This window comes from Streptomyces coeruleorubidus, from assembly GCF_008705135.1.
GTDB lineage: Bacteria > Actinomycetota > Actinomycetes > Streptomycetales > Streptomycetaceae > Streptomyces > Streptomyces coeruleofuscus.
The window spans coordinates 8,654,198-8,678,866 of the sequence record NZ_CP023694.1 but is presented as its reverse complement, the minus strand read 5'-3'; the positions used below and the strand labels follow the sequence as shown (position 1 = coordinate 8,678,866).

The window sequence follows — 24,669 nt, the reverse complement described above, 5'->3', positions numbered from 1 at the left end:
GGTCAGTCCTTCAGTCCGGCATTGATGTTGGCGTTCATGACGTAACGCTGGAACACCAGGAAGACGAGGATCAAAGGGATCATGGAGATGACCGATCCACCGAGCACCACCGACCAGTTGATGTTCTGCGCCCCGACGAGGCTCTGGATGCCGATCTGCACGGTGAACTTCTCGGGGTCGTTGAGCATCAGCAGCGGCCAGATGTAGTCGTTCCACCGCCACTGGAACGACAGGATGGCGAGCGTCAGCATGATGGGCCGGGAGATCGGCACCATGATCCGCAGGAAGATCGACAGCTCACGCGCCCCGTCGATGCGGGCGGCCTCGATGAGCTCGTCGGGGACCGTCAGGAAGAACTGACGGAACATGAAGCATCCGGTGGCGGTGAGCACGGCCGGGAGGATGATGCCGGCGAGCGAGTTGTACAGGCCGAGGTCGCGGACCACCAGGAACTGCGGGGCGAGCATGACCTCGCCCGGCAGCATCGTGGTGGCCAGGATGCCGACGAAGAAGACCTTGAGCCACTTGTTGTCGTACTTGGCCAGCGCGTACCCCGTGCAACAGCTGACTCCCACCGTGAGGATCGTCGCGATCACGCACACGATGGCCGTGTTGATGAAGTACTGGGAGAAGTTGGCACTGTCCCACGCCGCCTTGTAACCCGACACGGTGGGGTCTTCCGGAAACAGCGTCAGTGGAAGGGAGAACAGGTCTCCCGCCGGCTTGAAGGAGCTGAGGACGAACCACAGCACCGGCAGCCCGTAGAGGGCCGCCAGGACCCACAGCAGTGTCGTCGCGGGCACCGCGCGCCGAAGCCCGCCGCCGACCGCGCCGCGGGGCCGCTTCCTGGAGACGGCCCGTGCGGAATCGGCGTCGGCCTTGCGCGGCATGTCTGTGGTTGTCATCGGTTCTCCACCCGCCGGTTGACCATCAGCTGGATGATCGCGACGGCCATCAGGATGAGCATGAGCACGAACGACGCGGCACTCGCGTAGCCGATCTGGCCCGCTTTGAAGCCGGTCTGGTAGATGTACTGAACAAGCAGGTTGTTCGACGTGCCGGGGCCGCCGTTGTTGAGGGAGGCGAACAGCGGGTATTCCTTCATCCCGTGGATCGTGTTGAGCAGGATGACGATGAAGGACGTCGGCGCGATGCTCGGCAGGGTGATGCTGAAGAACTGGCGCCACGGACCGGCGCCGTCGAGCGCGGCCGCCTCGTAGTACGACGTCGGTACGTTCTTGATCGCCGCGATGAACAGCAGCATCGAGAAGCCCGTCCAGGCCCAGGATGCCGCCACCACGACCACGATCAGTGACAGGTCCGCGTTCGACTGCCACGGCACGGCGCTTCCGCCGACCTTCTCGATGAGGTAGTTGACCAGTCCGAAGTTCTCACCGAACAGCCACCGCCACAGGACACCCACGACGATGGGTGACAGCAGCCACGGGATGAAGAAGAAGACGCGGGCGACGGACACGCCCTTGGCGTGCTTGCTCACCAGCACGTTGGCGATGAGCAGCGAGAACACGAAGTTCAGCGGAACGAAGAGCACCGTGTACAGCAGCGTCCGGGTCAGCGCGTCGAAGAAGGTGGAGTCCCCGAACAGGTGCTGGTAGTTGTCCAGTCCGACGAACTGGAACGCCCCTACGCCCGTGTAGTTCGTGAAGGAGTAGACGAGCCCGATCACCGCCGGCCAGACGAAGAACAGCGCGAAGAGCACGACGTTGGCCGCGATGAGGACGAGCGGCGCAAGGGTGTACTTACTGCGGCTCCTGGGCGGGCTCGCGGACACGTCCGGGGCGCGTTTGGTCATCTTCCTGACTCCGTGCTGGTGGAATGGGTTCCTGTGGGGCTCAGGCCATGAGCCCGGCATCGCGTGGGTCCCGAGGCCGGGCGGCGGTGTCTCGACCCCGCCGCCCGGGCCTTCCGGCCTGCGCTCAGCCGCCGACCTGCTGGTTGTAGCCGGCCACGATGTTGTCCAGCGCCTTGTCGGCCGACTGCTGGCCGTTGATCGCCTTGCCGAGTTCCGTCTTGGTCGGGTCCTCGGTGAGGCTCTTGCCCTTCAGCACCCAGTTCGTCTGCGCGGTGTTGAAGTAGCCGGAGATCGGGGCGTACAGCGGGATCGACTCGTTGTACAGCTTGAACGCCGCCTGCGCCGCCTCGGACTTGAAGGGGTACTTCGGGTTCAGGCCGGTCTCGACGGGCAGGAACCCGGACGCCTCGCACAGCGCCTGGTAGTGGGCCGGCTCGTACAGCCAGGACAGGAACTTCGTCGCGGCGGCGGCCGCGTCGCCGTTGTTGTTGAAGCCCACCGTCATGCCGCCGCTGTTGACGTCGCTGGCCTGCACCGGCTCGGCGGGAGTCGGGACGCTCGCCCAGTCGAACTTCTTGATGCTCTCCGCGAAGGCGGGCACCTGCCACACGCCGGACCAGTAGGCGACCACGTCACCGCTCTGGAACATGGCCGACGGGTCGGCGCCGCTGGTCCACACCGACTTCGGCATGGTCTTGTCGTCGTTCATCTCGACGAAGCGCTTCACGGCCTTCCTGGTCGCGGCGTCCACCGAGAACTTGCCGGAGGAGTCCGCGTGGACGTACTTTCCGCCGAGCTCGTACACCATGGCGCGGAGCCGGGAGGGCGACTGGTCGAACGTGAGGGAGTACTTGGCGTCGGTCTTCTCCCGGACCTTGTCCGCCGCCTTGATGAATTCGGTCCAGGTCCAGGTCTTCTGGGGCGAGGTGGGGACGGAGACGCCGGCCTTCTTGAACAGCGTCTCGTTGATGAACAGGCCGGAGGCGGTGATGTCCGAGGGGATGGACAGCACCTTCCCGGACGAGTCCTTGGCGATGAAGTTCTTGTTGATCTTGTTGCTCTTGTTGTTGGCGATGGAGCCGAGGTCGATCAGCTTGTTCGCCCAGATCGGGTCCAGCTTCGGCACCGCCGCCACGTCGGGCAGGGAGTTCGCCTGCGCGGCGTTGCGCAGCTTCGCGTCGTAGCCGTCGTAGGGAATGTTGACGAGGTTGACCTTGACGCCGGTTTCCTTCTTGTACTGCGCCACCATCTTCTTCCAGCCCGCGTCCTGTCCCGGAACCGTGGAGATCCAGAACGTCAGCGACTTGGAGGTCCCGCCCGAGCCGGATTCCGACCCGCCGCAGGCGGAGAGCAGAAGGGCACCTGCCGTGGCCACGGCAGCGAGGGGAACAACGCGGCGTATGCCGCCGCGGCCGAGCCGGCGAGAGCGCCGCACACCCAGACTGGTCATCTTCAATCCCTTTTCGTCGTAGCGGAAGAAGCACGGCGCCAGCCGAGGCGGCACGGGTGCATTTTGCGGGAAAGTTTCGCTTTCCGGGGGCACGGCCTCGCCCGGCCGCGTCGCCTTGACGGGTGGGGTCCCCGGCCATGACGGCCGATGTCGCACAAGCACGCCCTCGTGCGGCTGCCGTACTTCGCGTACGGGCGGGAGGCTCACCCGGAGTCGGCGTCCCGGCCGACTCAGAAAGCGCTTGTCCGGACATTGGCAGACCGATGGCGCGGCCGTCAATGCTTCGCCCGCACAGCTCCGGTCACGGTTTGAATTCCATGGGCGACCGCGAGCCTGCTGGCGCCCGCCACCGTGCCGGTGTCGCCCACGACACTGCTGACCACCTCGGTGGGCCAGCTCAGCCGGGCCAGCTCGGCCCGTACCCCGGGCAGGAGCTGCGGATCCGCGCCGGTGCCGCCGCCCAGCACGATCAGCCCGGGGTCCAGTACGGCGGCGACGGCGGCGGCGAGCCGGCCCACGTCGGCGGCGTGCGAGGCGACCACGGCACCGGCTGTGGCATGCCCCTGCCCGGCCAGGGCGAGGAGCCGCTCGGCGGTGCGCGGGCGGGGCCCGTCGCCGTCCTGCCAGGCCTCGGCCGCACGGCGCAGCAGGGTGCGCGAGCCCATGCGCTGCTCCAGGGCCTCGTGGCGCGGGGCGCGGTCGTCGTCCCAGGGGTAGGGCAGCCGGGCCACCTCACCGGCGGCGCCGTTCGCACCGCGCAGCACCCGGCCGCCGATGACGACGGCGAGGCCGATGCCGACGCCGATGCGCAGGTAGCCGAAGGTGTCGCGGCCGACGGCGGCGCCCTCGTGGAGCTCGGCGAGGGCGGCGCAGTTGACGTTGTTCTCCAGGTGGACGGGGACGCCCTCGGGCAGGGCGACGGCCATGGCGTCGAAGACGGGTCCGGCCTTGGCGGTCGCGGGGCGCTCCCCGGCGCGGTCCCGTATGGGGACGTCACCGACGGCGACCACGACGGCCCGCAGCGGGGCCCCGGCGGGCAGGGCGTCGAGGACCTTGCGGACCGTGTCGGCGGCCTTTGGCCTGGACCCGGCGCCCTCGGCGAGCAGCGTGCCGTCCAGGGCGCAGCCGCGCACCCGGGTCACGGCGGGCCCCAGATCGACCGCGAGCACCGCGCCGGCGGCCGGGCCCAGACGGTAGATCGCGGCACTGCGGCCGGTGCCCCCGGAGGCCCTGCCGGAGTGGGCGGCGAGCTCGACCGCCTCCAGTTCGGCCACGGCGGAGGAGACGGTCGGCTTGGACAGGCCGGCGCCGGCCGCCAGCTGGGGGCGGGTGGCCGTGCCCGTCCCGGCCAGTACGTCGAACACCACACGGGCACTCTCACTCAGGTGCATGGTCTCCCCAGGTCGTGCTGCGGCCGTGCAGAGCGGCGGCAAAGGTCGCGCGGCATCGGGATTCCGTGCCTCTTGACGCGCACCCTACTTCGTTAGTTAACTTCCTAACGAACTTCACGGTACTCGCCTGCCGTGGCCCGCAGAAGCCCGTCCCGGGGCTTCCCTACCTCTTCAACTGGCGTGGTCCGACGCACGGTTCGCCTGCCGTCGCCGTGACCGCGCAACGACGAAAGAGGACCCGTGCAGGACTCCACGCCTTACGTGGTCGGCATCGACGTGGGCGGCACCAAGACGCATCTGCGTGCCCTCGCGGGCGGCGAGAACGTCGTCGACCGTGTCAGCGGCAGTGCGGGCTGGCGGCCGCACGACCCCGGGGCCGCGGCCGGCCGGCTGGCCGCACTGATCCGTGACGCCCTGCCGGCGGACGCACGCCCGTCCGCCGTCGCCGTGGGCGGTCACGCCTGCGAGACACCGCGCCAGTGCGAAGCCATCCGGGCCGAACTTCAGGAGCGGCTCGGGGTGCCCGCGCTGGTCGTGGGCGACGCCGAACTGCTCGTTCCCGCCGCCGGGCTGGACAAGGGCGTCGGTCTGGTCGCCGGTACCGGTTCGGTCGCGGTGGGGCGGCTGCCCGACGGCGGTCCGGTCCAGGTCGGCGGCTGGGGTGCGGTGCTGGGCGACGAGGGCGGCGCGGCCGGACTCGTCCGCGAGGCCGCGCGGGCCGTCTGGGCGGCGCACGACCGCGGCGAGGTTCCGGACGCACTCGCGACCGGTCTGGTCGAGGCCTTCGGCGTTGCCGAGGTGCCCGCGCTGGGCGCCGCGCTGGAGGCCGCCACGGACGTCTCCGGCGAATGGGGCCGGCACTCCCCCGTGGTGTTCGCCGCCGCCGAGGCGGGCTCACCGCTCGCCCGGGCCGTGATCGCCGACGGCGGCCGGGCGCTGGCCTCGCTGGTCGTACGGCTCGCCGGGCGCGGGGTCGCGGTGGACGACGTGGTGGTGGCGGGCGGCACGGTGCTCGCCCAGCCCGCGCTGTACGAGGCGTTCACCTCCGCGCTCGCCGAGTCCCTGCCCGCGGCCCGCCCCCAGCGGCTGCGCGTGCCGCCGGTCGAGGGCGCGGTGGCGCTGGCCCGTTCGCTGCTGTGAGCCGGGCGGACCCCGTTCAAGTTCCGGACACCGGCTCGTGGCCGATCCCTCTCCGAAGGGTCACGGCACGGCCGTAGATCTTCGCTCGTCCCCCCGGCCGAACGGCCGAAAACCGCGCCTCGGAACTCCGGCGCAGACTCCCGTCGCAGAACTCGAGAGAGGCACACGCATGCCGTCACCAGCCGGGCCCATCGCCACCGCGTCCGTCAACCGGCGGGGCTTCCTCAGGACGTCCCTGGGCGCCTCGGCCGGTCTGCTGGCCGCGCCCGCCTTCGCCACGTGGCTCGCCGCCGCCGACGCGAAGGCCGCCACGGGCCCCGCGGCGTTCGTCGACGACTACAAGTCGAATGTCCTGACGAACCAGACCCCCGAGACCAACGCGGTCCTCCGGATCCTGGGCGGCATGTCCCAGGTGTGGAAGACCGGCGACGCCTGGGACACCGGCCGGGTCCTGGACCGCGAGGTGCTGCGCGCCAACATGCGCTACTGCGCTTGGGTCACGACATCGCGCACCGAGGCGCAGGCGAAGGAGGCCTTCCTTTACGACCGTCAGCACCAGAGCTACGCCATGATCGGCGGACTGGGTCCGCTCGCCGGGCTGTACAAGTCCGGCGCCAAGGCGGTCACGTCGATCACCGGCGCCCCGGACGGCACGCCCCCGGGGAAGATCAGCGACACCCTGCCTGCCGACGCCCCGGCCGGATCCGCGCTCGGCGCGGGCTCCTACGAGTCGGAGCTCGGCAAGGTCGCCAAACTGGTGGACACCGTGCGCGGGCCGTTCGCCTCGGGCAACCCTGCCAAGTTCGCCTTCCAGTACCCGCGTCCGTGGCGGATGAACGAGGACAGCGAAGTCGTGGACACCGGGAAGAAGGACGCCCTCGGTTACCCGGTGTACGACTCGGACGTGATCGTGGCCCCGCAGCTGCTGCGGCAGCGCTCCGAAACCCCGGAGGAGGACGGCGGTTTCCCCAGTGGCCACACCAACGCCTTCCATCTGGCCGGTCTGGCCTTCGCGTACGCGGTGCCCGAGCGTTTCCAGGAGCTGGTGACGCGGGCGTTCGAGCTCAGCCACACCCGGATCATGTCGGGCATGCACTCCACCGTCGACGTCATCGGCGGCCGCATCATGGCGACCGCCCTGACCGCGGCGACACTGGCCGACCCGGCGAACACCGAACTCAAGGCGGCCGCGCGCGCCCAGGCCCTCGCCTACTTCACGCAGAAGACCGGCACGACGGCGGACACGCTGTACGCCTACGCCCACTCGGACTCCGATGACACCTACGCCGACCGCGAGGCCAACGCCCGGTCGGTCGAGCGCAGGTCGACGTACGTCCTGCCCCGCCGCGGCCGCAAGGACCCGCTCACCGTGCCGAAGGGCGCGGAGGTCCTGTTGGAGACGCGGCTGCCGTACCTGAGCGCGGCCCAGCGCCGCGAGGTGCTGCGCACGACCGCGCTGCCCTCCGGGTACGTCCTGCTGGACGGCTTGGAGCAGTGGGGCCGGCTGAACCTGTTCGCGGCGGCGGACGGATACGGCGCCTTCGACAGCGACGTCACGGTGACGCTGGACGCGGCGGCCGGGGGCTTCCACGCGGCCGACGTCTGGCGCAACGACATCGAGGGCGACGGCGGACTGACCAAGCGCGGCACGGGCACGCTCACGCTGACCGGCCACAACCGGTACCACGGCGGGACCGTGATGGAGGACGGCACACTGGTCGCCGCCTCGCCGAACGCCCTGGGACAGGGCGACGTCCGGGTCACCGGCGGCACGCTGCGCGCGGAGAAGGTCCTGCGGGTGCGCGGCTCGTACGTCCAGGAGGGCGAGTCGACGCTGGAGCTGACGCTGCGCGGGAACCACGGCCCGGCACTCACGGTGAGCCGGCGCGTGCTGCTGGGCCCGGGCAGCGTGCTGTCGCTGCGGCTCGACGCCGAGCGGCCGCCGGTCGCGGGGACGACCGTCCCGGTCCTGTCGGCTCCGGCGCTGCGCGGCCGGTTCGACCGTGTCGAGCTGGACTCGACGACGCTGCGGGCCGTGCCCGTTCACACGGCTGACGGTCTGTCGATGCGACTCGTGAAGCGGTGACGCCCCGGGCGGCGGGGGCTGATGCAGAGTGGGTCCATGAGGGACCTCCGGATCGCTCCCGCCGTCCCACGGCCGCGAAAGCGACCGGGCGGCTGGCCGAGTTGATCGGCGGCAGCCGCCCGGTCGACGATGTCGGGCACTCGATCACGATCTATCGCCGTTGAGCGCTCGATGGCCCTTCAGTGGGCCGCGTGGAAGAAGCCGTCCGTGCTCACGTGCTGCATGACGCGACTGGCCACGCGATAGCGCCCGTTGGGCACGTCGGGACACCTCGCGACGTGCACCGCGAGCGGGCCCGCGAACTCGTAGCCCTTGCGTTCCGCGTGGCGGATCAGGCTGTCGGTCAGGGCCTGTCCCACGTTGGTGCCGTGGCGCGTCAGCTGGTCGTGCACCTCGTCGGAGAGTTCTACGTCGTAGGCGTTGGGGACCATGATCCGGTCCGCCCGGCACACCACGGCGTTGTCGTCGCACGCGTGTCGCAGGGCGTCGAGGACCTCGACCGGCTCCTTGTCGAGGACCCGCGCCCACAGGGCCTCCCATCGGTTCTCCAGTGTCTCTTCCAGCGCACTCAGTGCGCCCATGCGGTCTCACCTGCCGGAAGCGTCGTCGGTTCGGTTAGGGGTGGCCGGGGGTGTGCTAATGCTCGTCGTAGTCGTCGGGCCGTACCTCGGCCTCCTCCAGGGCCTCGCGCATCGTGCGACCGCTCGCGCCCGGCGGCCGGGTCTGGTGCTCGTCCTGGTGTTCCAGGACCTCGTCCGTGGTCTGCGTCTTCGGCCGGTTCTCCTCGGGGACGGTCATGACGATGGCTCCTCCTGCCTCGTGTCGGGATCTTCTGCCGCGGCGGGTTCCCGCCCGGCGCCCGGGTATCCATCTGCCGGGCACCTCATGTGCCGGGTGAAGAAGCCCTGGTCACCAGGGGGCGTGAGCTATGTTGAACGTCCGCGGGAGACGAAGGAGGCGCACCGGTGCCATCGTCGCAGCAGGCACGCGCACAGGCATCCGCGATCACCTCGGGGAAGGCCGCACCCGAAGCGGAGGTCTCCCCCTCCGCCCAGCTCAGGGCGCTCTTCGACCGGCCCCGGCTGTCCCCGGGCCAGCGGCGTATCGCCCAGTACCTGATCGAGAACATCACCGAGGCGGCGTTCCTTTCCATCACGGATCTCGCGGACCGGGTCGGCGTGAGCCAGCCCTCGGTGACGCGGTTCGCCTCGGCGGTCGGCTTCAGCGGCTACCCGGCGCTGCGGGAGAAGCTCCAGGCCATCGCGCTCGGCACCCTCGCGGGCGGCGGCCCGGCCGAGGAGAACCGGGGCAACGAGCTACAGGCGGCGGTCGACGCCGAGATCGAGAACCTGGAGAACCTGCGGCGGGACCTCGCCGACCCGAACCTGGTGATCGACATCGGCCGCAAGCTGGCGTCCTCGACCCCGCTGACGGTCCTCGGCCTGCGCATCTCCGTCTCGCTGGCCGAGTACTTCGCCTACGCCGCCCGCCGGATCCACCCGGACGTGCGGCTCGTGACGCGGGGCGGGAGCGTCGCCTACGACGCGCTGCTCCAGTCGCGCGAGGCGGGCGGCACCTGGGTGCTGGCGTTCTCCATGCCGCGGCACGCCCAGGAGACACTGACGGCGGTCCGGGTCGCGCGGGGCGCCGGGCTCAAGGTCGCCCTGATCACCGACCTGGCTCTCGGGCCGCTCGCGGACGAGGCCGACGTCACCTTCGCCCTCGGGACCGGATCGCGCCTGGTCTTCGACTCCTACGCCGCCCCGGGCGTGATGTGCTCGGCGCTGCTCCAGGCCATGACGGACGCGGATCCGGAACGGACGCAGGCCCGGCTCGAGGAGTACGAACAGGTCGCCGACCAGCATCACTTCTTCCTCCGGGACTGAGCGGCACGCACCGGGCCATGCCTCAGCTCCTCACATGGGGACCCTCCACAACAAAGCGCGCATGAATGTTTTCATGCGTCTTGAAAACCGGATGGCATATATAAATACTGCTCACGGATCGCGACCCGGCCGTTCCGGATCCGTTCCGCACCCGAGGGGCCGGCTCCTACCCGCTTCGGCGTCCCGGGTGTCCGTGGCGGCCCCGGTCATCCCCTAGGCCGGGGCCACCCCGACCCGTCGTCCACCCTCACGACGCCGCACACCCGGAAGCGATGATCATGCCCCTGACGTCCACGCGCATCAGCCCGGACTGGCCCTGCCAGGTCAAGACCCCCGGGAGCTACGACTGGGAGCGCTCGGCGGCCAAGTGGCTGCGTGAGCTGGTGCCCGCGCGCTACGCCGGCTACCCCGTGTTCATCCGCCACCCCGTCCTGCTCGCCCGGCACGCCCAGATCCAGGTGCAGCAGGAGATCAGGGTCGCCCGCACCGCCCTCCAGACCGCCCGCGCCGACCTGCCCGGACTCGGTCTGCACGAGGGCGTCATCGAGCACACGATCAAGCTGTACGCGGCCGAGGTCATGCAGTTGCAGCACATCGCGCGCAGCGTCCGGGCGGTCACCCAGGCTCTGGTGGAGGCCAACCGCCAGCCGTGACTCGTGGGGCATGACCCGCGGTGTGCGTGGCACACGTGACGGAATGAGCACCACCGAAGTCCGGCGTGAGCCGGTGACCACGGTTCTTACCTGGCAGGTGCGTCCCGGCCGGGAGCAGCAGTTCGAGGAGTGGACGCACGGCATCACCCGCTGCGCCAGACAGTTCCCGGGCAACGAGGGCGTCTCCTGGCTCACGCCGGAGGACGGTCACCGCTACCACGCGGTGCTGCGCTGGTCCGACCAGCACCGGCTCGCCGCCTGGCTGGAGTCCGAGGAGCGCGCGCACTGGCACCGACGGATCGATGACATCGCCACCGAGGTCAGCAGTGAACGCCAGTCGACGACCGGTATGGAGACGTGGTTCAGCCTGCCCGGCACCACCGTGCAGGCCCCGCCCCGGTGGAAGATGGTCCTCACGACGTTCCTCGGCGCCTATCCGTTCACCCTGCTCATCCAGTGGCTGGTGACGCCGCACACCACCGGCTGGCCGCTGCCGCTGCGGGCCGCCGTGTTCCCGCTGGTGCTGCTGCCGGTGCTGACGTATCTCGTCATGCCGAGGCTCAGCCGGCTGCTGCGGCTGTGGCTGTATCAGCGCGACGGCCACTGACGGCTTGAGGCTGGTGTGACCGGTGTGGCCGTCGGGATACGGGAGCAGTCCGTTCCACAAGGCCGTCTTCGAACCGGCGCGGGTGTGCGATGCTCAACGCGTGACGAGCGAGCCCGTGACGCCGGCGGAGCCCGGTGCCGCACCGGACCTGGTCGAACTGGCCAGGATCGTCGCCCGGCAGCGCGCCGAGCTGGACCGGCTGCGCGACCAGGCGGCGATGTCGGCTGTCGTGGAACGGGCCAAGGGCGCGGTGATGGCGCTGACCGGGTGTTCCGCGGACGCGGCGGACGAGCGGTTGCTCCAGCGGGCCAAGGCGGCGCGCCACACCCTCCTGGAGGAGTGCTGGATCACGCTGGGATCCCTGGCGCCCACGGCACCCGGCCCGGGCGAGGCGGCCGAGCCCGTCGGCATCGACACCCCCGGCTTCGGCTCCGACGTCCTGCCGGAGACGGCCGCGCCGGACGATGTCGCCCTCGCCCTCGCCCGCCTCGGGCAGGCCCTCGTTCGGGTGATGACACCGCACGACCTCGCCCGGTGTCTGCTGGAGCATCTCGCGCACGACATGGCGGCCGACGCCATCATGATCTACGCCCGCAGGCCCGACGGCGGACTCGAACTGATCGGGCACGCCGGCATCGACGACCAGCTCGCCGCCCAGTGGAGCCAGGTGCCGCCGCTGAGCGGCATCGCGGCGCTGGACGCGCTGCGGACGGGCGAACCGTGCTGGCTGGAGGACGTCGCCACGCATGAGCGGCGGGAACTGCTGATCGGTGACCCGCCCGAGCGGTGGCGGTCGCGCGTCTGGCTGCCCGTGCCCGCCGCGGGCCCGGCCCACGTCTGCATCGGCGTGCTGCGCGGCCGAGCCGGGTCGTTCACGGCCCGCGACCAGGCCCATCTGCGGGGCGTCACCGAGCTGTGCGCCGGCCGGCTGCGCGCCTTCGACGCACCGCCCGAGCGAGTCGGCGACGCCGCCACGGACGCGGTGCAGGCCCTGTTCGACGCGCTGCCGATCGCGGCGATGCTGCTCACCCCGCTGAGGGGCGCGTCGGGCGAGCCCGAGGACTTCCGGGTGGAGGCCGCGACCGCCCGGGCGGGTGACCTGCTGGGCCGCGCCGGTGAAGAGCTGGCGGGGCGGCGGCTGCTGGAATTCCGGCCGGCCCTGACGGAGGAGCCGCTGTGGCAGGGCTGTCTGCGCACACTGACCACCGGGGAGCCGTACGAGAGTGAGCCGTTCGCGCACGAGGAGGTCGCGGCGGGTATCGCTGCGCTGTCCACGTACTCGGCGCGGGTGGCTCGGCTGGACGACGCGCTGGTCGTCAGCTGGATCCGGCACGGTTCCTCCGACCGGCAGGAGCAGCGGCTGGCGGACCTCCAGCGGCTGGGCAACCTCGGCTGGGCGAACTGGAACCTGGCGACCCGGGAGGCCTCCTGGTCGACCCAGGTGTTCGCCATCTTCAGCCGGGACCCCGCGCACGGCCCGGTGGGCCTCACCGCGGTGCCGGAGCTCGCGCTGCCCGAGGACGCGCCCGCGCTGACCCGCGCCGTGCGGGCGCTCGTCCAGGAGGGGCAGGCGTTCGACCTGCCGTTCCGGGTCAGAACGAGCGGCGGTATCCGGCATCTGCGTCTCGTGGCCGAGGCCGTGGCCGACATGCACGGCACGCCTGTCGAGGTGCACGGTGTCGTCCAGGACATGACCGCCCGGCGGCGGGCGGAGCTGGCCCTGGTCGAGAGCGAGCAGGCGATCCTCACGCAGCACGACGTGCTCCAGGCCGAGCGGACCCTGGCGTCCCGGCTCCAGCAGGCGCTGCTGCCGCTGGCCAACCGGCCGGTGCACCTGGCGGGACTGCGCGTCGAGGTCGCCTATCTGCCCGCCCAGTCGGGGGTGCACGTCGGCGGTGACTGGTTCAGCGCCGTGGAACTGCCCGACGGGGACGCGCTGCTGGTGGTCGGCGATGTCGCCGGGCACGGTGTCGACGCCGTCGCCACGATGGCACAGCTCCGCTTCACCGCGAAGGGCATGGTCATCACGGGTTCGTCGCTGACCGGCGCGCTGGCCCGGCTGAACACGCTGCTGCTGCACTCCCGGGACTCCCACGCGACGGCCACGATGGTGCTGGCCCGGTACGAACACCGGCAGCGCCGGCTGGTCTGGGCCCAGGCGGGGCATCCCCCGCCGCTGCTGCTCAGGGACGGCGAGGTGCGGTACCTGGACCGCCCCAAGGGCATGCTGCTGGGCGCGACCTCGACGCCGGTCTTCGAGGAGGCGGAGTGCCGTCTCGCCCCGGGCGACCGGCTCGTCCTGTTCACCGACGGCCTGGTCGAGCACCCCCCGGAGAGCATCGACCGGGGTCTGGAACGCCTCGCCGACGCGGTGGCCGCCCCGCGCGCCGAGGGGCCGGGATCACTGGGGCAGCTGCTGGCGCGGATGCTGCCGGACGAGCGGCGGGACGACGTGTGCGTCGTCGACGTCCGGGTTCCGAGGATGCGAGAGGTGTAGGGGACGGCCCGTTCGCCGTTCACGAGTCGCCGCGGTGCCGCCAGTACCACCACAGGCCCACGACCAGGGCCAGCAGGAACAGGCTGGGCAGCACCAGGCCCGGGATGCGGGAGCCGTTCATGGGCGTGGCCTTCTGTCGGCGGGCGGGGCGCCTCGTGCCTCGTCGCCCCGGCTCAGGATGACGCCCGGCGGGCCCGGCGTCCCGCTTCTTTTCCCGGACGTTGCCCGGTGTTCGACCCACCGGGGGCCGGCTCAGTCGACCGGGTGACCTGGGTCGATGGTGAGGGCGCCGGAGAGGCGCAGCAGCGGCCCGTCGTACGCCTCGTGTCCGCCCCACTCGACAGGGTCGAGGACGAAGCCGATGTGGTCGCCGCCGCCCGCGCGCGTCACGATCCGGCCGACGAACCAGGCCGGCACGTCCTCCAGCACGACGGCCCCGCCGTACGCCTCTCGCAGCCGGAGCCCCTCGAACTTGTCCGTCCGGTCTCCGGTCCGCCCGCCGAACAGCTCGGCGAGGCCGTGCTGTTCACGCGCGAGCAGGTGCACGGCGAGCACCTCGGCGTCCCGAGCCACCCGGAAGGTGTGGTTCACCTCGGACAGCCACACCACGAACCGCACGGGCCGCATCGAGCACTGCGAGGCGAATCCGACCAGGCACCCCGCCCGTTCACCGCCCGCGACGGCCGTGACCACGCACATCTCGGGGTCCAGCCGCCCGATGAACGCGTCCATGCCCGCCATGCTCACACCACTCCCTCGCCCTCGCGTCCTCTGCCGTCTCGGCATCACCTCACCATGTCGGGTGGGTGGGTGCCATCCCGGGGTGCGATGCCCCGGGGCCGACGCCGGCTGCGGGACGACGCCGCCGGTCCGACGGGTGCGTACGAGGGGCCGATGCCGCCGGGCGATCGCTGCCGCCCGGTTTCGGACCGGCCCCCGACTGGGGGTCCGGCGCCCGGGCCGGCGGCCGTCAGGGCTGGGCGGCATCAGGGCTGGGCGGCATCAGGGCTGGGCGGCATCCGGGCTGGGCGGCATCCGGGCTGGGCGGCATCAGGGCTGGGCGGCATCCGGGCTGGGCGAGCGGCGCCGTGAGGCCGACGGGTGCCGGCCGGCGAGTCGGCACAGCCCAGCATCAGGCCACCCCACGACCAGCCCCCCGGCCACCCACGCCGCACGACGCCCGGACCAGCCGGACAACGCCGCCGAGCCGACGGGTGTGTCTACCGGCGGGACGGTGCCGTTCGGCGGACGGTACGGCCCGGGCGCCTGGCCGGCCCACGCCCCGGCGGCCCGGCGCCCGGCCGCGCGAGGCCCGGGCCGCGCGACGACCAGGCCGGCGCCGGTGCCGGCCACGTGCGTGCCGTCCGGCGTCCGGGGTGTCCGGCGCTCGTGCCGGCCTGGGGATTGCCCCGCTGCCGACGATGCCGCCCGGCGGGCAAGGCAGGTCAGCCAGCCACCGGTGCCGGCCGACGCCCGGGGTCTCCGGCGCCCGTGCAGACCGCGGGAATGCCCCGCTGCCTGCGATGCCGCCCCGCGGGCAGGGGCGAGTCAGTCGGCCACCGGTGCCGTGCGGGACTCCAGGGCGAGGCGGGTGTCGTTGCCGTAGACGCCGGTTTCGTCGCCGCGGATGCCGTACCAGAGTTGGAAGCGGGCGACCGCCGCGGTCAGTGTGGGGTCGTAACGGCCGCTGGTGGAGCCGTCCCGGTAGACGTCCGGGATGCGCAGGAGGCGTTCCTGTAGTTCGGTCACCTCGGGGCCGGTTGCTCCCTCTCGGAGGGTGCCCGGGCCGTCGGGGTCGGCGGCGGGCGGGGTGGGTGTGGGTGTGGGGGCAGCGGCGGAGGCGGACGCGGTGGGGCGGGGAGCGGGCGCCGTCGCCTTGTCGCCGGTGTTCTTGCCGGGCAGCAGGAGGGCGGCGCCGCCGAAGCCGATCACCGCGGCCGCGACGACGGCCACCGCGACGGCCGCGCGGCGCAGCCCTGGTCCGGGCCCGGCACGGCCGTAGCCGCTCTCGCGGCTGAGGGGCGGGATTTCCTGCGTCAGGTCCTCGGAGCCGGCCGGCGGCCGGGGCAACGCGACGGACTCGTAGCCGCGAGTCCCGTAGCTGCGGGGCTCGTAGCCGCGGGACTCGTTGCCGCCCGGGGCCGAGCCGATCTCCTCGCGGTACTCCCGCATCAGTTCCGCGAGTGCGTCGGTGCGGCGAGGCCGCAGCACGCGGATGGGTTCGAGGGCCGGTCCGTCGTGCGGCTGCCGGGGCTCGGACGGTGTCGACACGCTGCTCTCCTTCCGTCCGGGCTCGGGGGCGCCCGTCTTCGGGGATCGTCCTGCCGCTAGATACGCGGCTGCCGGGCCAGGAGTTCAGAGGGAACTCGGTTCCTCCCGGAGAGTGCACTGAGTGCCATGCGTACCCTTCCGGGTGCTACGTTCCCGCTCATGAGCTCCGAGAAAGCCGACCCCGGGACCGGAAAGCCGCCCATGCGGGACGCCCTGGTGGCGGCGGCCTTCCAGCTGTTCCTCGAGCGGGGTTACGAGCAGACCACCATCGACGACATCGTGACGCTGGCCGGGGTCGGACGGCGCTCGTTCTTCCGCTACTTCCCGTCCAAGGAGGACGTGGTCTTCCCGGACCACGAACGGTGCCTGGCCGACATGACGGCCTTCCTCGCGGCGGGCGGCGGCGACGAGGAACCCGTGCGGCGGGTCTGCGACGCGGCCCGGCTGGTACTGCGGATGTACGCCGAGAACCCGACGTTCTCCGTGCAGCGCTACCGCCTCACCAAGCAGGTCCCGGGCCTGCGCGCCTACGAACTGTCGGTCGTGTGGCGCTACGAGCGCGCCCTGGCCGAGTATCTGCGCCGGCGTTTCGCGGCCCGCCGGGACGGCACCCTCCAGGCCGATGTGATCGCGGCGGCGGTGGTCGCGGCGCACAACAACGCGCTGCGCTCCTGGCTGCGTTCGGACGGGCAGGACGACGCGAGCGCCACGGTGGACCACGCGCTGGCGTACGTGCAGTCCGCGTTCGGCGGCACGCCGGTGCCTCCTGCCGGGGAGCAGCCGGAGGACGTGGTGGTCGTCGTGTCCCGGCGTGACGCGCCCTTGTGGCGGGTCGTGCAGGAGATCGAGTCGACGCTGGGGCGGGGCTGAGGGTCCGCACATTGAGGGAACGGAGTGCCTTTACGAGTGGCACTGAGTGCCATACTCTGTGCTGCGTGCGCGGTGGCACGGCGAACCGGGCACACCTGTGCGCGGGCGACCGTGCACACGGGATTCCGGCCGAGTGCAGGGAGTTGACAGCGTGTACCACCACTCAGGAAGCGTCGCTCAGCAGGCAGCCGGCTCCCCGACGGGTCTGCTCGACCCGAGGGGCCCGGCCACGGAGGCCATCCTCTTCCAGCGCTGCACCTGGTGCGGCACCGCCATGTACCACCGGGTGCTCTGTCCCGTCTGCCGCGGCAGCGACCTGCGGACGGAGCGCAGCGAGGGCGTGGGCACCGTCCGCCACTCCACGGTGGTGCACCGCAACACCCCGGCGGCCCGCAACGTGTCCCTGATCGAGATGGCCGAGGGCTTCGTCGTACGCGGCCGGGTCATGGGCCCGCCCATCGGCATCCACAGCGGGGACCGGGTGCGGCTGTCGACCGCCAAGGACCCGGTACGGGGTGAGCCGGTCTTCCAGTTGATCGACGAGCCGTACCGGGCCTGGACCTGACGGGCGGTCCGGTCACCGGATCCCGGGGAGCAGTTCGCCGGTGCGCACGGGCCGTCCCGTCTCGAAGCTCCGGTTGGCCGCGAGACCGACCGCCAGGGCGAGTGCCCCGTCGCGTTCGGTGGCCGTCGGATGGGCCGCCGCCGCGGTGTCCGGGGCGCGGGTGGGGCCGACGGGTCCGAACAGCGCGTCGAGCATGCGCGGGTCGCCGCCGCCGTGCGCCTCGTGGGCGACCGCGAGCGGCACGTCCACCGGGGGCCGCCACAACGGGCGCAGGGTGAGGCGGGCGCCGCCCGCGTGCTCCGCCGCCGTGTCCCCGTGCACGGCACCCGCGGCCGAGGTGACCCGGGTCAGGGGCGGCTGCCAGCGGCTCTCCTCGACCTCCAGTTCCAGCCGGCCCGCGCTGCCGTTGAACATCACCCGGTAGCCCTCCCACGGGGAGTAGGCGGTCAGGTGGTACGTCATCGTCGCGCCCCGCGCGTAGCGCACGAGGACGGACATGTCGTCCTCGATGGTGATCGGCCCGTCGAAGACGTTCCGGTCGCGCAGGTAGCCGTCGTCGCGCTCGGCGTCCAGGTAGAGGGCGCGCAGGGTGTCGTTGGCCGCGAGGTCCAGGGCGAAGGGGTCGTCCGCGGCCCGGTCGGCGCCGTGGGCGCGGTCGTAGTCCCGGCGCAGTCCGTGCCGCTCCCCCGCCTCGCGGCCGTAGAAGCCGAGCCGCCCGTAGCCGAAGGCCTCCCGGGGCTCGTCGGCGAGCCACCAGTTCACCAGGTCGAAGTGGTGCGAGGACTTGTGCACCATCAGGCCGCCGCTGTGGCGTTTCTCGCGGTGCCAGCGGCGGAAGTAGTCGGCGCCGTGCCGTACGTCGAGCAGCCACTCGAAGTGGACCGACAGCACCTCGCCGATCGCGCCCTCGGCGAGCAGGGCGCGGACCTTCTCGTGCACGGGGTTGAAGCGGTAGTTGAAGGCGACGGTCAGACGGTTGCCGGTCTCGCGGACGGTGTCGAGGATGCGGGCGCAGCGCTCGGCGTCGACGGTCATCGGTTTCTCGGTGACGACCCGGCAGCCCGCTTTCAGGGCCGGGACGATGTAGCGGTCGTGCTCGGCGTCGACGGTGGTGACGACGACCTCGTCGATGTCCTCCTCGGCGAGCAGGTCGGTGAAGCGGTCGGGCTCCCACGGGGTGGCGGCCGGCGCGCCGGTCTCGGTCAGCAGCCGGTTGTGGAAGGCCATCCGGGTCGGGCTGGGGTCGCACAGCGCGGCCACGAGGTGGCCGGGGCGTTCGGCGAGGCCCCGGGTGAAGAGCTGGGCCCGGTGGCCGGTGCCGACGACGGCTGCGCGCAGGACGGGAGTTCGACTCATGACAGGTGGTCTGTCCCGGGGACGGGCCGTCCACTCCCCGGCGCCGAAAGCGCTTGCTGAAACTGTGGTCAGCGCGTGAGGGTGACGCGGATGCCCACGGTGCCGTCCAGGCCCCGGCGCAGCCGGCTGCCGAGCAGGGTGAGCCGGCCGGTGAGGCCGTACTTGCGGGCGATGAGCTGCCGGTAGCGGGCGGTGGTGGCCGGGTCGCAGATCTCCGCCGTCGCGGGCACCTGCTCGCCGGTGGGATTGCCGCGCAGGTCGCAGGGGCCGACCAGGACGTCGGCGCGGTTGCGGATCCGCTTCACCTTCCAGGAGTCGGCCGGCGTCCAGGCGCCGAGCGCGATCCCGTCGCGCACCACCCAGACCGGGGTGGCGACCGGCGTACCGTTTCTGCGGTAGCTGGTGATCAGCAGGTACTTGCCCGCGCCCAGTTCGTCCAGCGCACTGTCGTCCATGGCGGGCAGTGTACGAGCGCGTCCCGCGCGGCGTGCCCCCGGGTTTCAGTGCGGCGCGGCGGCCATACGCCGCACCGCCTCCCCGATCACCTCCGGCGAGGTCGCCAGGTTGAGGCGGACGTGCCCGGCGCCGCCCGTGCCGAAGGGAAGGCCGGAGTTGAGGGCCACGCGGCCGCGGTGCAGGAAGGCGGCCGCCGGGTCGTCGCCGAGGCCGAGCGCGCGGCAGTCGAGCCAGGCGAGGTAGGTGGCGTCGCCCGGGCGGTAGCGGATCTCGGGCAGGTGCTCGGCCAGCAGATCGGCGAGCAGCCGCCGGTTGGCGTCCAGGCCGGACAGCAGGGCGTCCAGCCAGGCGACGCCGTCGCGCAGGGCGGCGGTGTGGGCGATGACGCCGACGTGGCTCGGGCCGTGCCCGACCTCCTCGGGCATCCGGGCCAGGTCGGCACCGGCCCCGGGCCCGGCGATCGCGAGGGCGGCCTTGAGCCCGGCCAGGTTCCACGCCTTCGAGGCCGACATCAGCGACAGCCCGCGTTCGGCGCCCGGCACGCTGAGGTACGGCACGAAGTCCGTGCCCCCGACCACCAGCGGCGCGTGGATCTCGTCGGCGACGACGCGGACGCCGTACCGCTCGGCGAGCGCGGCGACCGCGGACAGTTCCTCGGCGGTGTGCACGGTGCCGGTCGGGTTGTGGGGGCTGCACAGCAGAAAGGCGGCCTGTCCTCCGCCCGCCACCGCCTGCCGGAAGGTCTCCTCCAGGACGTCGAGGTCGATGCGCCCGTCCGCCCCGAGCGGAGCCTCCAGCACGCGCCGGTCCATGTGCTCGACGAACTGGTAGAACGGCGGGTACACCGGCGGGTTCACGACCACCGCGTCCCCGTGTCCGGTGACCAGCTTGAGCATCTCGACGACGCCCAGCATGACGTCGGGCACGATCGCGGTGCGCTCCACGGCGAGCCCGTCCCAGTTCCACCGCTTCCCGGCGAAGGCGGCCAGCGCCTGAGCGTAGGCCGTACCGGCGGGGTAGCCGGTGTCGCCGAGGTCGAGCGCCTCGGTCACGGCGCGCACGACGGGCTCGGCGAGCGGCACGTCCATCTCGGCCACCCACAGGGGCAGCACGTCCTCGGGGTAGGTGCGCCACTTCATGCTCGTACGGCGGCGGAGACGGTCGAGAGTGAGGGCTTGCAGGGGATTCGGTTCACCGGACGTCTCGTGCGGGATCCTGGTCATGGGCACACGATAGGGGGCTGTGCAGTGAGCGGGAATCGTGAGGACGGGGAGCGGGGAGGGGCCGAGGGCCCCTTCCTGGAGATCGCCTGCGACGAGTCCGGGTCGGACGGCGAGAACCTCACCGGCGGGAACACGGACGTGTTCGCGCACGCCAGTATGTCGCTGTCCGAGGCGACGGCAGCGGCGGCCGTACGGGAGATCCGGGACCGGATCCGCTCACCGGCCGAGGAGTACAAGGCGAACCACCTGCTGCGGGAGAAGCACCGCGCGGTGCTGGAGTGGCTGCTCGCGCCGGACGGGCCGATCCACGGGCGGGCGCGGGTGCATCTCATGGAGAAGTCCTTCTTCGTGGTGGACCGGGCCGTCGGTCTGCTGCTGGGTGACCCGGGCCAGGCCGTCGCCCTGTTCCGCGAGGGCCGCCGGGCTTTCGGCGAGGACGGCTGGCGGACCTTCCTGGAGGCGGCCAACCAGCTGCTGCGGGTCCGCAACAACGGGGAACCGGGCGCCCCCGTGGAGGTCTTCTACGACACGGTCGACGCCCTGCGGCGCGCCCGCCCGGGCACCGACGCGACGGCGACCCTGGAGCGGCTGGCCGCGACCCGGCCCCGCGCGGTGTCCTACCGGGCGGCGTTCCTGGACGGACCGCCCCTGATCCCGGTGCTCAACCCGCTCCTCCCGGCGATCGTCCGGACGGCCGCGCTGTGGAGCGGCGACGGGCGGCCGGTCCGTCTGGTGCACGACCGGCAGAACATGCTGACGCCGGACCGCATCGCCTGGATCGAGGAGGCGGCCCGGCAGGCGGGGGTCGGCCTGGCCGGGCTGCGGCTGGTCGTCGCGCGCGAGGACGCCCGGGTGCAGGTGGCGGACTTCCTCGCCGGGATCGCCCGCAAGATCGCCTCCGACGAGCTGAACGGACGCGGGGACCCCGTGCTCACCGCGCTGCTGCGGCCCTACGTCGATCCGGCCTCGGTGTGGGGCGACGCGCGCAGCCGGGCCCTGCTCGCCGCCCCGGCGGACTCTGGGCCGACCGCCCCTGCCGCCGGCCGGCGGTGAAGAGATCACGCGTGCGCTGAACACGGCACGGCTGCGCCCCGTATGGGAAGAGGGCACTCAACTCAAGGAATGCCCCGCGGTGTTCACACCGTGTTGTTCGGGTTCGGGAGCCATGCATGAGGCACGCACGACGACGGGTCGTCCGGCGAGTGACACGGCTGGCGGCCGTCGGCGGACTCCTCCTCGGAGGAGCGATGGTCACACGCGCCGTGGCGAGCGAGCCCCCGGACCCAACGATCGGGGTCCCGTACTCGGCACAGCCGGCCACGAGCATGGGCACCGACCTCGTGTCCCGCCTCGGCACCTCCCGCACGGCGGGCAGCTGGGTCGACTCCGCCGGCCGGCCGGTCGTCGCGGTCACGGACGAGAAGGCGGCCGACGAGGTCGAGCGCGCCGGCGCCCGGGCGAAGATGGTGCGCCACAGCATGAGCGACCTCAAGTCCGCTACGGCGACGCTGCGTTCGGCGCCTCGGGTGCCCGGCACCGCCTGGGCCCTGGACTACAAGAGCAACGAGGTGGTGGTACGGGGCGACCGCACCGTCTCCGCCTCCGACTGGTCCCGGCTGACCGACGTCGCGGAGGGCATCGGCGGCTTCGTGCGCATGGAGCGCACCGAAGGCACGTTCACCACGCGGATCAACGGCGCGGAGCCGATCCTGTCGACCGCCGGGCGCTGTTCGGCGGGCTTCAACGTGACCGACGGGAAGACCGACTTCATCCTCACGGCCGGGCACTGCGGGCCCGACGGTTCCGTCTGGTTCGCCGACGACCGGGGCCGGGAACAGGTCGGCACATCGCTCAGGGGGAGCTTCCCCGGCGACGACTACTCCCTGGTGAAGTACGACAGCGGTCGCGCGGGCGAGGGCGCGGACGTCGTGGCGGTCGGTGGCGGCAAGGGCGTGCGGATCACGGGCGTGGCCGATCCGGAGGTCGGGCAGAAGATCTTCCGCAGCGGCAGCACGAGCGGGCTGCGCGAGGGGGAGGTGACCGCGCTGAACGCGACGGTCAACTACCCCGAGGGCACGGTCACCGGCCTCATCGAGACGAACGTGTGCGCCGAACCCGGTGACAGCGGCGGCCCGATGTTCGCCGACGGCGTCGCGCTCGGTCTCACGTCGGGCGGCAGCGGGGACTGCGCGGCGGGCGGTACGACGTTCTTCCAGCCGGTGACCAAGGCGCTGACCGAGCTGGGGGTCAAGCTGATCGTGGCCAAGCAGGCCGGTGGAGGCACCGGCGCCTCCCCCGCGCCGTCCGCCTCGCAGGGCGCCGCCTCGCCCGGCTCGGCGGCGCCGGTCACGGGCGAGGACGTGTCGGGCCTGCTGACCCGCCTCACCGACCCGCGCAACGTGGGCCCCGGCCTGCTGGTCATCGCGGGCAGCCTCGTCGCCCTGGTGGCGACCCGCTGGATCCGCGCGGAGCAGGACCGCAAGGCGTATCGGCAGCACTACTCGGCCACTTGGGGATGATGCCGTCACGTCGGGTGAGGAGGCCTCATGACCGTACTGCTCGGCGCCACCGAGCTTCAGCGGGTGGTCACACCGCAGGCCATGGTCCGAGCCCTGCGCCAGGGCTTCGTCGCGGCCCTCGCCACGCGGACCGCCCCGCAGCGCGTGCGCCAGAGTCTGCCGGCGTCCTCCGGGAGTATCGCCGTACTGCTGCCGGGACTGCTGCCCGGCATCCCCGCCTACACGGTCAAGGTGAACGCCAAGTTCCCCCGTGCCGACCCGGCGATCTCCGGCATCGTCTGTCTCCACGACCTGGAGACCGGGGAGTTGCTCGCGCTGCTGGACTCCGCCTTCGTGACCGCGTGGCGGACCGGGCTGTCGGCGGCGTTGGCCACCGACCTGCTCAGCCCGGCGGGAGCACGCGCTGTGGGGATCATCGGCGCCGGAGCCCAGGCGGACATGACGCTGCGCGGGCTGACCCGGTTGCGCACGATCGAACGAGTCGTCATCCACGACGCCGATGACGGCCGGGCTCACCGGATGGCCGAGGTCTGGCAACGGGCCGGACTCGCATGCCAGGTCGTCGGCAGTGCGCGAGAAGTCGCCCAGAGCTGTGACAGCGTCGTCACCGCGACCTGGTCCCGCCGCCCGCTGCTGCACCTCCCGGACGTCCGGCCGGGCTCGCACATCACCTCGCTGGGAGCGGACGAACCGGGCAAGGCGGAACTGGATACCGGGCTGCTGCGGCATGCCCGGGTCGTCGTGGACGACCTCGACCTGGCGATGACGTCCGGCGCGCTCGGCAGCGCGGGCCTGCGCCGGGAGGATGCCGCGGCCGTGCTGGGCCGGATCATCGACGGGACCGTCCCGGCACGGACCGATACCGAGCAGGTGACCGTCTACACCCCGGTCGGTCTGCCCTGGCAGGATCTCGCGCTCTCCTGGGCCGCCTATCAGGCGGCGCTGCGGGACGGGGTCGGCGTCGGCTTCCGGTTCCACGCCCGGCCCAAGGACGAGGGCGACGCGTGAGCACGCCTGCGCAGGGGCGGCTCTGTCTCACCCCAGTGTGAGCAGCACCGTCGCCGCCCCCGCCCCCAGCAGCCCCAGGGCCTGGCGTCGGCTGATCCGCTCGTGCAGGAGGGCGAGGCCGAGGATGACGGGCAGGGCCGGGTAGAGGGACGCGAGGACGACGGCGACGGCCAGCAACTGGCGCTGTGCGGCGAGCAGATACAGCACGAGGCCCAGGGCAGCACCGGCCCCGATGAGGAGGGCCTGGACGCAGCGGCCCGGCGGCAGCTTCAGCCGGCGGGCGTGGCGGACGGCGTCAGGCAGGAGGACGAGGACCGCGGCGACACGGCCCGCGGCGACGGGCCACAGCCCGCTGCCGGCGCCGGCCTGGCCCAGAGCGAGGTACTGCACGGCCACGCCCGCGCTGGCGAGCAGTCCGTCCGCCGTCCCCTTGCCCGAGCCGCCCCCGCCTCCGGAGACGAACCACAGCGCGGGGACCGTCACGGCGATGCCGAGCCAGGCCAGGGCCCCCGGGCGGTCGCCGAGGACGAGCACGCCGCACAGCACCGACAGCGCGACGCCCGTGACGGCGCTCACCGGCACGACGACGCTCATCGCGCCCCGGCTCAGCCCGCGGTTGAGGAACCGCATGGCCATGCCGCTGCCCACGCCGGACAGCGCGCCCCACAGCAGGTCGGCGGTGTGGACGGCGTCGGCGGGCATGAGGAGTGCGGCGGCGCAGGCGAGCAGCAGCCCGCCGAGCTGGCCGAGGAAGGTGACGGCGGCGTGGTGGATGTGCCGGGACAGCAGGCCGCCGGCGAAGTCGACGATGCCGTAGACGACGGCCGAGGAAAGTGCGAGAAGGGCACCCATTGGACCAGGGGTGCCCCAGGACGAGG

General features: G+C 72.3%; 23 protein-coding genes. 11 read left to right on the top strand and 12 right to left on the bottom strand.

The features are described 5' to 3' along the window. Positions 1 to 2: 2 nt before the first annotated feature. From CP976_RS39535 to CP976_RS39520, 4 genes are all read right to left on the bottom strand, one after another. Complete coding sequence (locus CP976_RS39535; RefSeq protein ID WP_150484666.1) at positions 3 to 905, bottom strand: carbohydrate ABC transporter permease; 903 nt, start codon at positions 903 to 905, stop codon at positions 3 to 5. Continuing rightward, positions 902 to 1,813, bottom strand: a complete 912-nt coding sequence (locus CP976_RS39530; RefSeq protein ID WP_150484665.1) for a carbohydrate ABC transporter permease — start codon at positions 1,811 to 1,813, stop codon at positions 902 to 904. The genes CP976_RS39535 and CP976_RS39530 overlap by 4 nt, the downstream gene beginning before the upstream one ends. Positions 1,814 to 1,937: 124 nt before the next feature. After that, positions 1,938 to 3,263 carry an extracellular solute-binding protein gene (locus tag CP976_RS39525; protein WP_150484664.1) on the bottom strand — a complete coding sequence of 442 codons (1,326 nt, stop codon included), beginning with the start codon at positions 3,261 to 3,263 and terminating at the stop codon, positions 1,938 to 1,940. Positions 3,264 to 3,538: 275 nt separating this feature from the next. Continuing rightward, positions 3,539 to 4,654: an ROK family protein gene (locus CP976_RS39520; protein WP_150484663.1), complete on the bottom strand. Its 1,116-nt coding sequence runs from the start codon at positions 4,652 to 4,654 to the stop codon at positions 3,539 to 3,541. 240 nt (positions 4,655 to 4,894) lie between these two features. Here CP976_RS39520 and CP976_RS39515 point away from each other — a divergent pair, with 240 nt between their 5' ends. Both CP976_RS39515 and CP976_RS39510 read left to right on the top strand, forming a co-directional pair. Further along, entirely contained in the window at positions 4,895 to 5,794 is a 900-nt protein-coding gene (locus CP976_RS39515; protein ID WP_150484662.1) for an N-acetylglucosamine kinase, read from the top strand. Between the two features lie 169 nt (positions 5,795 to 5,963). Beyond that, the gene (locus CP976_RS39510) at positions 5,964 to 7,880 is read left to right on the top strand and encodes a phosphatase PAP2 family protein (RefSeq protein ID WP_150484661.1); all 1,917 of its coding nucleotides are present in this window, start codon (positions 5,964 to 5,966) and stop codon (positions 7,878 to 7,880) included. Between the two features lie 179 nt (positions 7,881 to 8,059). Here CP976_RS39510 and CP976_RS39505 read toward each other — a convergent pair whose 3' ends face one another. Together CP976_RS39505 and CP976_RS43130 are read right to left on the bottom strand one after the other, a co-directional pair. Beyond that, complete coding sequence (locus CP976_RS39505; RefSeq protein ID WP_150484660.1) at positions 8,060 to 8,461, bottom strand: DUF3662 domain-containing protein; 402 nt, start codon at positions 8,459 to 8,461, stop codon at positions 8,060 to 8,062. Positions 8,462 to 8,516: 55 nt separating this feature from the next. Continuing rightward, positions 8,517 to 8,678 carry a hypothetical protein gene (locus CP976_RS43130; protein WP_167537503.1) on the bottom strand — a complete coding sequence of 54 codons (162 nt, stop codon included), beginning with the start codon at positions 8,676 to 8,678 and terminating at the stop codon, positions 8,517 to 8,519. A gap of 167 nt (positions 8,679 to 8,845) precedes the next feature. On the opposite strand from CP976_RS43130, the gene CP976_RS39500 reads away from it, so the two are divergent. From CP976_RS39500 to CP976_RS39485, 4 genes are all read left to right on the top strand, one after another. Continuing rightward, entirely contained in the window at positions 8,846 to 9,766 is a 921-nt protein-coding gene (locus CP976_RS39500) for a MurR/RpiR family transcriptional regulator (RefSeq protein WP_150484659.1), read from the top strand. 272 nt (positions 9,767 to 10,038) lie between these two features. Then, a complete protein-coding gene (locus tag CP976_RS39495) occupies positions 10,039 to 10,419 on the top strand; it encodes a hypothetical protein (RefSeq protein WP_190147024.1) in 381 nt (126 codons plus the stop codon). Positions 10,420 to 10,462: 43 nt separating this feature from the next. Then, on the top strand, positions 10,463 to 11,026 hold the full coding sequence (locus CP976_RS39490) for an antibiotic biosynthesis monooxygenase (protein WP_150484658.1): 564 nt from the start codon (positions 10,463 to 10,465) through the stop codon (positions 11,024 to 11,026). Positions 11,027 to 11,126: 100 nt separating this feature from the next. Beyond that, on the top strand, positions 11,127 to 13,523 hold the full coding sequence (locus tag CP976_RS39485; RefSeq protein WP_150484657.1) for a SpoIIE family protein phosphatase: 2,397 nt from the start codon (positions 11,127 to 11,129) through the stop codon (positions 13,521 to 13,523). A gap of 252 nt (positions 13,524 to 13,775) precedes the next feature. Here the strand turns inward: CP976_RS39485 and CP976_RS39480 are convergent, their stop codons facing one another. Together CP976_RS39480 and CP976_RS39475 are read right to left on the bottom strand one after the other, a co-directional pair. After that, positions 13,776 to 14,264, bottom strand: a complete 489-nt coding sequence (locus CP976_RS39480) for a flavin reductase family protein (RefSeq protein ID WP_150484656.1) — start codon at positions 14,262 to 14,264, stop codon at positions 13,776 to 13,778. Between the two features lie 807 nt (positions 14,265 to 15,071). Continuing rightward, complete coding sequence (locus CP976_RS39475; RefSeq protein ID WP_150484655.1) at positions 15,072 to 15,794, bottom strand: peptidoglycan-binding domain-containing protein; 723 nt, start codon at positions 15,792 to 15,794, stop codon at positions 15,072 to 15,074. A gap of 159 nt (positions 15,795 to 15,953) precedes the next feature. On the opposite strand from CP976_RS39475, the gene CP976_RS39470 reads away from it, so the two are divergent. Continuing rightward, positions 15,954 to 16,664, top strand: a complete 711-nt coding sequence (locus tag CP976_RS39470) for a TetR family transcriptional regulator (protein WP_150484654.1) — start codon at positions 15,954 to 15,956, stop codon at positions 16,662 to 16,664. Between the two features lie 151 nt (positions 16,665 to 16,815). Beyond that, a complete protein-coding gene (locus CP976_RS39465) occupies positions 16,816 to 17,229 on the top strand; it encodes a Zn-ribbon domain-containing OB-fold protein (RefSeq protein ID WP_086855529.1) in 414 nt (137 codons plus the stop codon). A gap of 12 nt (positions 17,230 to 17,241) precedes the next feature. On the opposite strand, the gene CP976_RS39460 is transcribed toward CP976_RS39465, so the two are convergent. The 3 genes from CP976_RS39460 to CP976_RS39450 all read right to left on the bottom strand — a co-directional run bounded on the left by CP976_RS39460 (position 17,242) and on the right by CP976_RS39450 (position 20,264). Next, a complete protein-coding gene (locus CP976_RS39460; RefSeq protein ID WP_150484653.1) occupies positions 17,242 to 18,585 on the bottom strand; it encodes a Gfo/Idh/MocA family protein in 1,344 nt (447 codons plus the stop codon). A gap of 68 nt (positions 18,586 to 18,653) precedes the next feature. Further along, positions 18,654 to 19,040: a PPOX class F420-dependent oxidoreductase gene (locus tag CP976_RS39455; protein WP_150484652.1), complete on the bottom strand. Its 387-nt coding sequence runs from the start codon at positions 19,038 to 19,040 to the stop codon at positions 18,654 to 18,656. 45 nt (positions 19,041 to 19,085) lie between these two features. Then, on the bottom strand, positions 19,086 to 20,264 hold the full coding sequence (locus tag CP976_RS39450; protein ID WP_150484651.1) for a MalY/PatB family protein: 1,179 nt from the start codon (positions 20,262 to 20,264) through the stop codon (positions 19,086 to 19,088). A gap of 24 nt (positions 20,265 to 20,288) precedes the next feature. Here CP976_RS39450 and CP976_RS39445 point away from each other — a divergent pair, with 24 nt between their 5' ends. From CP976_RS39445 to CP976_RS39435, 3 genes are all read left to right on the top strand, one after another. Continuing rightward, complete coding sequence (locus CP976_RS39445) at positions 20,289 to 21,317, top strand: hypothetical protein (protein WP_150484650.1); 1,029 nt, start codon at positions 20,289 to 20,291, stop codon at positions 21,315 to 21,317. A gap of 116 nt (positions 21,318 to 21,433) precedes the next feature. Then, positions 21,434 to 22,783 carry a S1 family peptidase gene (locus CP976_RS39440; RefSeq protein ID WP_150484649.1) on the top strand — a complete coding sequence of 450 codons (1,350 nt, stop codon included), beginning with the start codon at positions 21,434 to 21,436 and terminating at the stop codon, positions 22,781 to 22,783. A gap of 27 nt (positions 22,784 to 22,810) precedes the next feature. Continuing rightward, entirely contained in the window at positions 22,811 to 23,791 is a 981-nt protein-coding gene (locus CP976_RS39435) for an ornithine cyclodeaminase family protein (protein WP_150484648.1), read from the top strand. 27 nt (positions 23,792 to 23,818) lie between these two features. Here the strand turns inward: CP976_RS39435 and CP976_RS39430 are convergent, their stop codons facing one another. Further along, the gene (locus CP976_RS39430; RefSeq protein WP_150484647.1) at positions 23,819 to 24,643 is read right to left on the bottom strand and encodes an EamA family transporter; all 825 of its coding nucleotides are present in this window, start codon (positions 24,641 to 24,643) and stop codon (positions 23,819 to 23,821) included. Between the last annotated feature and the right edge of the window lie 26 nt (positions 24,644 to 24,669).

Bases quoted from the DNA above. Each gene is read 5' to 3' on its own strand.
- CP976_RS39450 (WP_150484651.1), bottom strand. From the start codon at position 20,264: ATGACCAGGATCCCGCACGAGACGTCCGGTGAACCGAATCCCCTGCAA.
- CP976_RS39480 (WP_150484656.1), bottom strand. From the start codon at position 14,264: ATGGCGGGCATGGACGCGTTCATCGGGCGGCTGGACCCCGAGATGTGC.
- CP976_RS39455 (WP_150484652.1), bottom strand. From the start codon at position 19,040: ATGGACGACAGTGCGCTGGACGAACTGGGCGCGGGCAAGTACCTGCTG.
- CP976_RS39520 (WP_150484663.1), bottom strand. From the start codon at position 4,654: ATGCACCTGAGTGAGAGTGCCCGTGTGGTGTTCGACGTACTGGCCGGG.
- CP976_RS39525 (WP_150484664.1), bottom strand. From the start codon at position 3,263: ATGACCAGTCTGGGTGTGCGGCGCTCTCGCCGGCTCGGCCGCGGCGGC.
- CP976_RS39435 (WP_150484648.1), top strand. From the start codon at position 22,811: ATGACCGTACTGCTCGGCGCCACCGAGCTTCAGCGGGTGGTCACACCG.
- CP976_RS39505 (WP_150484660.1), bottom strand. From the start codon at position 8,461: ATGGGCGCACTGAGTGCGCTGGAAGAGACACTGGAGAACCGATGGGAG.
- CP976_RS39430 (WP_150484647.1), bottom strand. From the start codon at position 24,643: ATGGGTGCCCTTCTCGCACTTTCCTCGGCCGTCGTCTACGGCATCGTC.
- CP976_RS39510 (WP_150484661.1), top strand. From the start codon at position 5,964: ATGCCGTCACCAGCCGGGCCCATCGCCACCGCGTCCGTCAACCGGCGG.
- CP976_RS43130 (WP_167537503.1), bottom strand. From the start codon at position 8,678: ATGACCGTCCCCGAGGAGAACCGGCCGAAGACGCAGACCACGGACGAG.
- CP976_RS39530 (WP_150484665.1), bottom strand. From the start codon at position 1,813: ATGACCAAACGCGCCCCGGACGTGTCCGCGAGCCCGCCCAGGAGCCGC.
- CP976_RS39495 (WP_190147024.1), top strand. From the start codon at position 10,039: ATGATCATGCCCCTGACGTCCACGCGCATCAGCCCGGACTGGCCCTGC.
- CP976_RS39460 (WP_150484653.1), bottom strand. From the start codon at position 18,585: ATGAGTCGAACTCCCGTCCTGCGCGCAGCCGTCGTCGGCACCGGCCAC.
- CP976_RS39490 (WP_150484658.1), top strand. From the start codon at position 10,463: ATGAGCACCACCGAAGTCCGGCGTGAGCCGGTGACCACGGTTCTTACC.
- CP976_RS39535 (WP_150484666.1), bottom strand. From the start codon at position 905: ATGACAACCACAGACATGCCGCGCAAGGCCGACGCCGATTCCGCACGG.
- CP976_RS39470 (WP_150484654.1), top strand. From the start codon at position 15,954: ATGAGCTCCGAGAAAGCCGACCCCGGGACCGGAAAGCCGCCCATGCGG.
- CP976_RS39440 (WP_150484649.1), top strand. From the start codon at position 21,434: ATGAGGCACGCACGACGACGGGTCGTCCGGCGAGTGACACGGCTGGCG.